The organism is Streptococcus sp. ALY_208 (assembly GCF_058314295.1).
In genome coordinates, this window is record NZ_JBZFUI010000006.1 from 24,986 (window position 1) to 37,826 (window position 12,841).

Genomic DNA, 12,841 nt, shown 5'->3' on the forward strand with positions numbered 1-12,841 from the left:
GACGAAGTCATTCATCAATAAAAAGTGTGTGGGATTCGGTACTGCGCCCAACAAATGAGATATAAGAAAAACACTCCTGTTGAAATCTAATAAACTAGAATTAGGAGTGTTTTTGTTATGGTGAAAAAGACACGTCATTCTGCGATACGTTAGTGAGCTAGAAGGACGGGCCCTAGAGCAGCGTAGTCGATCTAGGGAAAGTTTAAAAATGATATAAAAAAGAAAGAACCCAACCAATGTTGAGCTCTTTCCGGAGATTATGAAAAAGAAAAGTTTATTTAGGATTGACTATAGTATACTCAATCTCACTTAAAATGTCCTTAATATTTTGAAGTTTTTCCATCTTTTTTTACCAAATGACGACTCGATCTTTTGGTGCTCGCCACATACCATCTCCTTCTTTGACATGAAAGGTTTCAAAAAATTCATCAAAGTTAGGGACTTGGACATTGGTACGGAGTTTTCCAGGGGCATGGACATCAATAGAAATCAAGAGTTGCAAATACTCTTCACGTGCTTTCATACGCCAGATAGTGGCAAAGTTGATGAAGTAATCTTTAGCAGAAAAATCGCTGTCTCGCTTAGCCGCTTCCAGCGCTGCCGCTAGACCGCCTAGGTCAGCCACATTTTCAGAGACAGTCAATTTACCATTGACCTTACCTCCGGCAAAGTCAATGCCGTCAAATTGCTCAACAACCTTATCCGTTCGCTCTTGAAAGGCAGCGTAATCTTCCTTTGTCCACCAATTTTTGAGGCTGCCATTTTCATCAAAAGAGGCGCCATTGGTATCAAAAGCATGGGAAATTTCATGGGCAATAACTGCTCCAATACCACCGTAGTTGGCTGACGAACTCTGCTCTAAGGAGTAGAAAGGTGCCTGCAAAATAGCAGCAGGGAAGACAATTTGATTTTGCTGAGGATCATAGTAGGCATTGACCATATGCGCTGGCATGTGCCACTCGCTGCGATCGACAGGCTTATTCCACTGACTCCAGCTATGGGCTACAGAAATCCTGGCTAGATTTTGAACATTCTCAACCAAAGAGAGCTTTTCATCAATAACCTTTTTGGCATAGGTTTCTGGCAATTTTTCTGGATAGCCAATATGGGGAGTGATGGCATTGAGTTTCGTGATAGCTTTATCGATCGTAGCCTGCTGGAGCCAATCATTTTGAGCCAATCGCTCCTTATAGACATCAATCATCGTCGCTACCTTAGCTTCGACATCTGCCTTAGCTTCTGGAGAAAACTTTTGACTGGCATACCAAAGCCCGATAGCCTGATTATAAGGGCCTTGGGCTAGATAGTAGGCTGCTTTTTTCTTATCCATAGGCTGAGGGGTCCCTGATAGGGCACGGTTGTAGGCACCAGCCATGATACGAATCTCATCTGTTAGATAAGAGGTATAGGCAGCGGCTGCTCCATGAAGGAGAAGGGCTTTGAGATAGGGCCAGTTAGCTTCACTATAGTAATCTTTGGCGAAATCCGTCCAAAAGCGCTCCTCAGGGACGATCACCTTGTCTGGCTGTTGACCTAAGATTTCTGTAAAGATAGCCTTGAGCGGCAGCTCAGGTGCCAAGGCTACAAAATCCTCCCAATCATAAGGGTGATAAAGCTTGACATACTCCGAAGATTCTTCACTGGAAAGAACATACTGAGCTAGCTTGGCATCCAGCTCAATGATCTTATCCAGCATGTCTTTGATAGCATCTTCAGAAAAGCCAAACTTCGGAAGGAGCGCCTCTTGGGTCTGACGCCAGAGGGCTAAAAGCTCTTGACCTTTGGCATTATCAGGAGTGTAGTAGCTGGTATCTGGTAAGATGGTTGATGGTGCCTCTGCCCAGAGGACATTTGTCCTAGCATCCATGAAGTCAGGTGATACCCCAAAGGGTAAGAGATTGGCTTTGGCTTCTTTCTCTAGTCGGCCCATATCCTTAGCAAAGTCGGCAAAGGAGTCATAAGCCTGGTACTCTTCAATCAAGGGTAGCACAGGTGCTACACCTAGCTTTTCACGCTGGTCATAATCAGCCACCATACGGTGGAACTTGATAAAGTTCTCTAGGATACTATCCTGTGGCAGCTCTTGACCTGCCAGCCAGCGATCTGTCGTGTCCAACATGAGCGACTCAATAGCATCAGAAAGATCTGAAAAACCACCCGTACGAGGCTTATCGTCGGGAATAACAGCGGTCTTTTCCCATTCTCCATTGACCGCTTCAAAAAAATCATCTTGTAAACGTACCATTACGATCTCCTTTAACATTTTCTCAGTGGCTCTATTGTAACAAAAAGTCTGAAATTTTATCAGTTTAGCTAATTTGAGTGATTGAGACAGCGTAATGAACTTTGTTCGTCCTATTCAATATATATCCTTTAACATCTTGAAACACCTAAATTTTATTGATCACATTAATTTTATGGCTGAGTACAAATATAATAAGTGTGGATATTAGGATATAGCATAATGCACTAATTATATTTGAATAATCATTTGTCAGAAGGAAATTTATAGGTAGAACAGTTGGAAACCAATAATGTCCAATTAGCGCCTTATTACTGGCAAAAAGTATAAATAATATTTCAATAATAGCTATCACTATATTTTCGCTTTTTTTTATTAAAAAATTAAATATGAAGTGGATATGATTTAATAAAATGAATAATAACCAGCTTGCTGTAGCTACAGGTAGATACCCCAAAAGCGAATTCTGAACCATACCTGAAATAATCCAAACAAAAGAAGAAGGCAAAATTGAGATAAAATCTAGTACTAAAATTTTTATTCCCCATATTCTTGACCTCTTATTGTTTGTTCTCAATTCTTGGAGATTATTAGCTAAACTTTCTTGGTCATATGATGTAATCACCAATATTACAGCTATTAGAGGATACAGCAATAACGTCAATAGAGAAATATCTTTAATATTAACGGAAGTATTGATTAATAATAGATAGGGAGGGATTGTAATCAATTCAACCATGGTGAAACCTATTATTATATAAAGCATTAGACTGTGTTTTAATTTGAGTAACTCACTTCTGATCATTATTCTGCACCTTTTTGAATAGTTTTGAAAACAGCACACTCATACACAGAGATAATGCCATAGACACTAAAAGTACTACTAAATTATTATTATGTGCCTTTGTTAATATATCCCCAGATGGCTTTATAGCAAGTAGTGCTTCAGAGACCTTATAATGATAGGTGTATGGAAAAATGAACCATACATTAGTTTGAGCTACTAACGGAGCTATTAATAAACAAATTAAATTATTTAGAGCCAACAATATGTATGGATTAATAAAACTTGACAAATAGTAGAAAAATGGGACTGTCCATGCTGCTGTTATTAAAGTAAGAAGTAAGGAAACACTTACTTTAATAACAGGCAAAGCAATAAATCCTTGGTATAACCAGCCTACAAAAAGCATAAAAATAAGTAGAAAAATGCTGGATAAGAACAGTCTCGTATAAATCGTAATAAATTTAGCTTTATAAATTTTCAACTTATATCGGCTCATCTTTACATTCTGGAAATTTCCTGCTTTTTGTTCAGCTTTAAAATCATTGAGAAATAGTAACCCAATTAGAAGAAAGAGAAAGACTGCCTCCCACCAAAAAACAGTAAAACTAGTAAAATTCAATACTCCTCCCACCAAAATTGAAATCAACACTGTGGTAAAAGGAATTAGTGGTATCAATCTTAATGAACTAGATTTTTTTAGCTTCAACCATTCTGATCTAATAATATTAATATTTTTCATTTACATATCCCCATGTACTACATTAAAGAAAAGCTTTTCTATATTGACAGTAGAGTCATTCTGCTGGTTATAGCGAATCCTTCCCTTGTCTAAAATGACTATTCTATCTGAAATTTTTTTTATTTCACGCAATTGATGACTAGAAATGAGTATCGTCACACCAGCTGATTTTAACTTCTTAATTAATTCTAGTAATTCAAGGACGCCATCTGGATCTAATCCATTAGTAGGCTCATCTAATATTAAAAATTTAGGATCCGTTAAAATTGCCATAGCAATACCCAATCTTTGTTTCATTCCTAAAGAAAATTTTTCTGCCCTTTTTCTACCAGCAGATGTCAACCCTACAATTTTCAATGTTTCATTTATCTTTTTGTCTGAAACACCATATAGTAAAGCTTTCGTTTTTAAGTTGTCAAAGGCAGATAAATTCATATAAATAGCAGGAGATTCTATAAGAGCTCCTATACTTCTATCGTCTTTAGAATTTTCTTTCCCACCAAATAAAATGGTACCTTTATCAGCAGAAACTAGCCCAAAAAGAATTTTCATAAGCGTTGATTTTCCGGTTCCATTCACCCCTATCAATCCACATATTGTACCTGAGTCTATATCGAAGCTAACATCTTGCAAAATTTTTTTATTTCCATACTCTTTTGTGATGTTATTAATTTCAATGTTCATACTTTTACCTTTCTTAATATTCAAACATTATCTTTTTTCTGTTATCGAAAAATTTTTCTTATTGACTAACTTAATAGACAGTGCCACAGTTAACATTCCAAAGATGATAATTAGATCATTTCCTTCATCTCCTAATCCAGGTAACTTTGCAGTATTATTTACAACAAAATTCTCATTATTCTTTGAAGTAGTTATTTGCAGTCTATTATTAGTAAAAACAGGCGTTGTAACTACTGCACCATCTTTAGTCTCTCTTTCCTGACTATAAATCCCACTATCTAAAAAATTGTCACTATAATCGTATTCTATATCTCTTTCTCTGACGCTATCACTATTTGCATATTTTAGTAATTCAGTAATATTCAGTACTTTTTTTCCATCTATGGTCAACGAATGTATTAACGCATAGTTTTTTAAGAGCAAAGGATTCGTTAGATTGTATTTTTCTGACACTAATGCTAATGCCCCAGCTACTTTAGGAGTTGAAAATGAATTACCATATACATACTGATAACCTCCCGTTGAAGATGTGGTAAAAATCCAGTCTTTCAAATAATATCCTTTATTAATAAACTCTGTTTCTCCATATTTTATTAAATTACGGGTTGTACCTGCAGGTGCATAGATCGCATCTTTACTATAATTGCTAAAGTCTGATAAATCTCCATAGCCATCAATTCCACCTACTGCTAGAACATTTTTAAAAACAGTGGGAGCATCAACTACTAATCCAGGAACTTGTATCTTTCTACTATTTTTTAGATAATTAAGCATAGCATTATTATTAGATGTATCTAATCCTTCATTACCTAGGGCAGCAACTACTAAGCTACCTTTATGGGTTGCATAATCTACGGCATCTTTATATGTTAGGTAATCTTGATAATCATTTGTGCCATCGTCATAGGAACCTGTTATCATAAGATATTGACCTGCACTAATTGTAATTATTTTATTATTATCATCTGCTGCTTTTTTTATTGACTGTGCTATCCACTCTGGTTGGGATAAATTCTCACCAAAAGCTCTGTACATATTTATAATCAGACCTGGTGCTACCCCTAGTATATTACCTTTGGCTGTAATTTGTCCTACAACCTCAGTTCCATGACCTGCCTTATCAAAAATATCTGATTGCTCACCTGTTTCTGATGCTTCTTCATTATTAAAACCACCTTTTGGAACAAGGTTAACCGATTTACTTCCTATACTATCCATTAAATCAATATGATCAGTCGCAAGACCTGTGTCAACAACTCCGACCGTGACTTTATGTTTTGTTTTATATAAAGAATAGCTCTCGCCATTATTAGTGATATCTTTCATATCCCATTGATAGTCCCAATACAAAGGATATGAACTCGTGTCAACATTTTGTGCCTCACTACCATAGTGATCTACTGGGGTGTACGATGCTTCCTGGGTGCTGGTTTGTCGACTATCTCCATTATTTAAAGCATCCGAATTTTGATTAGCATCAGCTGCTGTATTTGAGCGGGATGCTGAAACTGTTCCATAGTGCGAAATATTTTCGGAAGAATTGATATTTTCTTTTACTACTGTCTCACTGCTGACACTCGAAGAAAACATAATCGCTATACATGCTGTTAGCAAGATTCCAATTTTTTTCACCTCATTCATCCTCTCTTATTGCTAACTTATAAGTATTATTAATCTCAATAGCAAATGATTGCTCCAATGAAGTACCTTTTATAGAATAGATTGGCCCATAATCCCATTCAACTCGACTTTTACTATCCTTATCAAATTTACTCCACTCAGATCTTGGAATACTTTGTCCAGTATTTGGATCAAATACACGAACTTCCGCAAGTACCGATTGCAGTTGATCCAAATTTTCTTGTGGAACATCTTGATCAGAAATTATATAAGAATGATTTGAATAGGTAATTTTCCTAGAATCATTGTTATCTATAGAGAAAGAATCCAGGTCATTCTTTGTATTATTCCCTTTGTTAAATTGTTTAGCATCAAATATTTCTGGATTTTTTTCTTCATCCTTTTTCATTACTTTAAAATATTTATCATTGACTCCGATGCATAAGGACTTATCTTGACATTCATAAAGGTTATTATACGCTAAAGTGACACTATCGGTGGTACTGCTCTTAAGAATCTCTTGCGTTTTTGGATTAACGATAAATAGTTTATAGAAACGTCCCATATTTTTCCTTAGTTCTTTACTATTAACTTCATTATTAGTAATAACATACTCATTCCTATTAAACGTAAATCTACGATAATCATTTTTTAAGAATTCTATATTCTCTTTATTTTTTAGTGAACAACCAAATAAAAGAAATAAACTTAAAAAAAGTAGTATACATAATCGAAAAAATTTATTCATAAGCCAACTTCCTCCTCTAAAAAATCATCGAATAATAGTAACGATTGCCGCCAATAAGTTTGATAGTGGGGAGCTCTGATACTTAAATAACTTAATAGATACCCACTAGCACCTTCTAAAAAACCCAATTTTTTGTTATTTAACAAATATTGTAGACTCTCCTCTATATCTTTCAAAGAACTCGTAATATGGCTATCAAACACATCTGTATTCAATAATTTTTTGAATAGTAGGCAGATTTCGATTAAGCCAGAATACCCATGGCAAATCATACCTGAGTCCACTCCTAATTGCCTTTCCATAGAATCCTTTAATATCTTTTTGGCTTTATTAGTCAATCTTTTATCCTCTTGATATAAACCAGCATATAAATAAAATATACTAATCCCAGGAGAGCCGTAACACCAAGCATCTCTTATAAAGGATGGATTACTAAGAATTTTTCCCGTTTGTAATTCGTTAATCTCTAAACCATCCTTCCAAAATGAGTGATCATTCTCTCGAAACTCAAATCTTTCATAAATCTGAACAATATTTTTAATAGCTTTGTCAGTATTATTTGTACCAAATCCTTTAATTCTAGCGTATATCAAGGCACTTCCTAAACCTGCAAGTCCATGAGCAAATCCTAAATTTAAACAGCCATTAGGATACATTTTACTTTCAGCCTCTGACATTTGGTCATCAGATTTGACATAGATATTGATGATACCATCTGTTTTTTCTAATAAATTAGACAACCACTCGATGATCTGTTCCTTTAAAACATCATATTTTTTATTTTTGATTAACAATAAGTATGCTAAAATACCTGACATTCCCTCTATAACATCATAATCCGTAGGAGAGAGATTATTTAAATTGATATTATTAATCTGTTCCTCAACATAATATGTTATATACTCATTTAAGCTCCCAATTAAATTAAAATACTTTTCATCTCTATTTACTAGATGTAATAGACTTAATGCAACTCCTGAGGCTCCAGAATATAGCGAACCGGTATAGAGACCATATCTAGAAATCTTATCAACAATATATTCAACATACTGTTCGACTTTATTGTAAAAATCATAATCTAGATTTTGATCTTCCAACTCAGATAATAATAAAATTATCCCAGGCAATCCTGAAGATAATGTAAGTTCTTGAAAATTCAATTCCTGTTTATGAATTTTTAAAGTCTTATCGACTGAACAAATAATCTCTGTAGATAATTCTCTTAATTTCAACTTATCCATTTGACTCCTCATACTTTTCTGAATAGTATAATTCTTGATAATAATTACATCTGTCTAATAATTCATTATGTGTTCCTACATCTACAACTAACCCATCATTCAATACTATAATGTTATCTGCTTTTTTCGCTGTATTAATACTATGTGAAATAAAAATAGAAATATTTTCTTTCGACTTTTTGACAAAATAGTCAAAAATCTCTTTTTCAGATACAGGATCTAAAGCTGAATTTGGTTCATCTAGTATATATAAGGATACATTCTTAAAGAATGCTCTAGCCATAGCCAACTTTTGCCACTGACCACCTGATAGTTGTCTACCGTCTTGAAACCAGTTCCCTAATTGTGTATCGAGATCATATTTATGATTTATTTTCAAAAAATCTAGTCCGAATTCATCTAATAGTTGCTCAATTTTTCTATCTTGCCATAGCGAATCCAAATTACTCAAGCCTATGTTTTCTCTGACAGATAACTCATATTTTACAAAATCTTGGAAAAGGACAGAAATATTATTCTGATAAAACTCAGCAGATAAAAAATCATTCTTCAAATCATCATATTGGATATTTCCACTAGTAGGTGTATATAGTCCCGATAGCAACTTTACCAATGTACTTTTCCCTGAACCATTTCTTCCGACAATAGCTGTCAGCTCACCTTTATTAAAAGTCAAGTTAACATCTTTTAAAGCAAATTTTTCAGTGCCAGGGTATTTATATGACAGTTCATTAATTCTGACAGTTTCAATATTTCTAATTGTATTATTGGAAGTTATTGCTATTTTATTATCATAACGGTTTAAGAAATTAAATAATTGTTCCATAAATAAACTAGTGTTATAGACAATGTAAATATTTTTTATCATAGTCTGAGAATATGAATTAATTTTGGAAGTCGCCTGAATTAGACTAACTAGGCTACCAATAAGTAATGTCCCAGCTCTTGCAGAAAATATCATTAACCCTATTGTCACTATATTAACTATATTCAGTAGAAAGTCTAATAAAATATTAAAATATGTTTTTTTCTTAGATATTGCTAGATCTTCACTAATAAAATTTTGTTTTAATCGTCCAAACATTCCAATAAAATATTCACTTAAATTATTTAATTTAATTTCTTTGAATGAAAAATCATGGGTTAGTAGATGAATAATATACCAGGTTTGACGTTCAGCATGTGCTCTTCTCCACTGGACAAGAAATTCTAATTGCCCAACTCTTAAAAACAGCACTAGAGATAGTAAGGGAATTATAAATAATACTCCTGCAACTCCAATATTCCATAATCCAATAAATATTAAACTAGCTAGCAATGAAATAAAAGAGGATATAACAGCAATAATTGCATTGAATAACTGAAAAGGTTTATAAGTACTCTCCTGAGTAACTTTTTCAATGATGTTATACATATCTGATTGTTCAAAGTCAGATAATTCCAAAGAAGAAGTTGTTCTCATGAGTTTCATATTGATATTGTATGAGAGCCTCATTTCAAATTTTCCACTAATATAATCTTCTAGTTGTGTAAAAATGGTTGATATAACTTGAACTATGAAGTAAATCAAAATTACATTTACTAGTTGTTTAGTAGGACTTAAGATTGAGTTTATCAAGTCTTGATAAATGAACAGACTTAATAGTGGAATTAATGCTGTGATTATATTTAAAATAATTAGATAAATGGCAATTTTTTTTTCTAACTTAAATATAAGTTTCAGAGTTTTTGGTAGGTTAACTAAAGTGTGAAAAAATTGCTTTGATGTAAATTCTTTTACTTCATCCATGCTTGTTTTCCTGCATATCTGTAATTTTCTGCCATGAATAATCTCTTAAGTATGTAATAAATCTCTTTCTCTTTTTCTCTATCGATTCCAATTAATCTGTTATTGTGAACATGAATTAAACTATCAATAATTGATACTACTCTCTGAATATCAAAATTATAATTTTGTAAAGTACTTGTTAGATTATTTATGGAATGTCTAATAGAAGAAAAATCTATGTTCCAAATTTTACTACCATTATTTGATAAATTTAAAATCACATTTTCGTAGTTTTTTATTTTTCCGTTTAAATTGTTATCACTATTTAACGGGCTAACTACATTTAAAAATTCAAGAATCTCTATATTACTATTGAAAAAATATTTTAAATATTGATAATTGAGGAGCACAGCAATATCATCTATAGACATATCAATTAAGCCTTCTCGCCTTTTGGATAATACATTCATAACAATCTCTGAATCTGAACAAAAAATATTTTCAGATAATGCCATTAATTCTGGGCCTCCATATCTTTCAATTTCTCTGTCATAGATAGAGATATCGTAGTTATGTAATATTCTATCTTTACGGCACTGACGGAATATGGGTAAAATTTTCTGGTATAATGAATGTAAATTATCACATTCAATACGCAATCTAATTTCTGGATAAGGTGATCTATATCTTAGAAAAAATAATTTTCCTTTAAATGATTTTACTATTTCTTGAATCTCTGGAAGATAGGACGATAAAAATTCATTTTGCCTATTAGTTGAAATTTGTAATTTAAAATATAGCCAATCATCGAAAGGTAACTTTTCCCGTATATCAATAGAAATTCTTTGTTTTCTATTAGAGAGCTCGGTATGTGACGCTTCCAAAGTTTTGTTCACAAAAGGAACTACGATATCAGCAACATACCCTTTGTCATTAATAATTACCGCATCTTTTTCTTCAATAAATTCTTGAATTTCAATAAATCCTTTATTTTTTATAATATTTCTAAGCTCACGCTCCAATGCCAATAAATCTAACTCATTTTTTTGAGAAAAGTGAACTTTATTATCTGCATTAACTATATAAAATTCACTAGGGATATTTTTTTCTTTTAAAATACTTTTAATAGTTTTATCAGAATTGACATTATTCTCTGTTAACCTCCATTTTGCTGGGGCAATAATTGTATTTTCGAAAACTAATCTTGGAACAAAATCGAATGAATCATAGATAATATTCCATGGTAATTGTCCAAAGTTACTATTTTTTGATATATCATAAAGAAATCGAATCTCATTGCTGAATAAATTACTGTTGTACATATTAGTTATATAAAATCGTATGATATCCCCTGTGGAAATATCTTTGGCATAAAAATTTTCATTATTATCTAAACCAATATAAAGATCTCTTAATTTAATCTCTTCGCAACCTGTACTTGTAAAAAACGGTAAAACTTTATCACGTCCTATTGAAGTTCGCATAACGTTTGTATGTCGTATATTCTCTGGTAAAAATACGACTTCGCAAGAAATAATTCCTTCCTTGTGGTTTTCTGATTCAATTAAATCAACCAAAGATTTATGATATTCGTGGAACGATTCAGACATATTTGCAAATCTTCCTGAACTACTACCAAGATTACTGCTACCCACAACATTACCTAACATAAATGCATAGTTATCTTTTTTCACAAGATTGAAGAATAACTCTAAATAATTAAGATTATTTTCCTTTTTGTCTAAACTTGAATAATAGTTATATAGGTCAGAAAAATCAATTTCTTTATTATTTTTTAATGCCTCTACATATTTCTCTAAGTATATCTTTTCCTCCTCATTGGAATAGTAAACTGTTTGAGGCTCATCTTCAAAATAATCATTCTTAGGATGTGTATAATCATATGGAGCTCCTATACCAAAAGTAGGATCAAATAACTCTGTTAATTTAACTTCTTGATCTACGCCATATTTTTCAATAAATTTCTCTTTATAGTCATCTAAATAGGTACGTTTGACTGATTTTTCAGTATTTCCAATGAAATTTGCTACGCGTTCTAATTCAATTTTCTTTTTTTGATCAATTTGAAATTTATTATTATTATATAGATCAATTTGTATATAATTCGTATTTTCTTGAAGTTGAGACATTAATAAGTACAACTCTTTTAATTTTTCCTCACCTTGACCAATTTCTAGTTTTGAATACTCTTCAATTAATCTCTTGATTTTATACAGAGGTTTTGAATAGATCCCATATGTATCAATCTTAGAAATTTGATCTAAAAACCGTTCCCAGCTAAAATCATTGAGTAAATTGATTTGTAAATTTGAAAGTAAGTAGTGATTTTCAATTAAGCTTTCTAGGTACTGCGTTGTTAATTCTTTGTATTCGTTCCCATACTTACTAATAACAGCTTGGCATAGCTCCTCAAATGTTCTAAATGTATGCTCACATTCTTTAATAATGATTTCATAGACATTTGATAATTTAATATTTACTTCTTCTAATTCTGTATTATTAACTGTATATAATTGAAACACTCGATTTCCAAATTCATAATTAGCGTTATTTCCAATAAAACTCAGTTTAGTTTGGAACTCACCCTCTAATTTATATACAAAACGAATGAGCCACTGAATATCTAATGAAATACTTTTTTGTATCGTCTGACCATCTATATGATTATCTTTTTTTTCGTAAAAATCTCCAATTGAACTTTCACTAAATAGCCCAAAGGGGGTTGAGCGTAGGTAACTTCGTTTATAATACTTATAAATAGATTCAAATAATTTCTTATGACGCTTCTTTTTTAAAGTACCATTATTGTACTTTTGTAAATTTTCATATAATTTAGGATTAGCAAGAAGTAACTGTTCTATAAATACCTTGTTTCTATTAATTGTATTAATAAGTTGCTCGTAATTTTTAAACTCCTTATAATTGTTATAGGATTGGATAGGTTTTCTCACCAAAAATCTCTGTGCTTTAAACTCACTGTTCATAGTACTT

At 32.3% G+C, this 12,841-nt stretch carries 9 protein-coding genes; all 9 read right to left on the bottom strand.

The features are described 5' to 3' along the window. Window positions 1-349 precede the first annotated feature (349 nt). Window positions 350-2,245 carry a M13-type metalloendopeptidase gene (locus tag AC4HAI_RS06740; RefSeq protein WP_491110970.1) on the bottom strand — a complete coding sequence of 632 codons (1,896 nt, stop codon included), beginning with the start codon at window positions 2,243-2,245 and terminating at the stop codon, window positions 350-352. 145 nt (window positions 2,246-2,390) lie between these two features. Continuing rightward, window positions 2,391-2,981, bottom strand: coding sequence for an ABC-2 family transporter permease (locus tag AC4HAI_RS06745; protein WP_491110971.1), 591 nt, complete (start codon window positions 2,979-2,981; stop codon window positions 2,391-2,393). Between the two features lie 52 nt (window positions 2,982-3,033). Continuing rightward, entirely contained in the window at window positions 3,034-3,768 is a 735-nt protein-coding gene (locus AC4HAI_RS06750) for a lantibiotic immunity ABC transporter MutE/EpiE family permease subunit (RefSeq protein ID WP_491110972.1), read from the bottom strand. After that, window positions 3,769-4,452 carry an ATP-binding cassette domain-containing protein gene (locus AC4HAI_RS06755; RefSeq protein WP_491110973.1) on the bottom strand — a complete coding sequence of 228 codons (684 nt, stop codon included), beginning with the start codon at window positions 4,450-4,452 and terminating at the stop codon, window positions 3,769-3,771. Window positions 4,453-4,479: 27 nt separating this feature from the next. Then, a complete protein-coding gene (locus AC4HAI_RS06760) occupies window positions 4,480-6,084 on the bottom strand; it encodes a S8 family peptidase (RefSeq protein ID WP_491110974.1) in 1,605 nt (534 codons plus the stop codon). A 1-nt stretch (window position 6,085) separates the two neighbouring features. Next, window positions 6,086-6,820 (bottom strand): NisI/SpaI family lantibiotic immunity lipoprotein, encoded by a 735-nt coding sequence (locus tag AC4HAI_RS06765; RefSeq protein ID WP_491110975.1) that lies wholly within the window; start codon window positions 6,818-6,820, stop codon window positions 6,086-6,088. After that, window positions 6,817-8,061: a lanthionine synthetase C family protein gene (locus AC4HAI_RS06770; RefSeq protein ID WP_491110976.1), complete on the bottom strand. Its 1,245-nt coding sequence runs from the start codon at window positions 8,059-8,061 to the stop codon at window positions 6,817-6,819. The genes AC4HAI_RS06765 and AC4HAI_RS06770 overlap by 4 nt, the downstream gene beginning before the upstream one ends. Then, entirely contained in the window at window positions 8,054-9,850 is a 1,797-nt protein-coding gene (locus AC4HAI_RS06775) for an ABC transporter ATP-binding protein (RefSeq protein ID WP_491110977.1), read from the bottom strand. The genes AC4HAI_RS06770 and AC4HAI_RS06775 overlap by 8 nt, the downstream gene beginning before the upstream one ends. After that, window positions 9,838-12,834: a lantibiotic dehydratase gene (locus AC4HAI_RS06780; RefSeq protein WP_491110978.1), complete on the bottom strand. Its 2,997-nt coding sequence runs from the start codon at window positions 12,832-12,834 to the stop codon at window positions 9,838-9,840. Before AC4HAI_RS06780 ends, AC4HAI_RS06775 begins: the two co-directional genes overlap by 13 nt. Window positions 12,835-12,841: the final 7 nt, after the last annotated feature.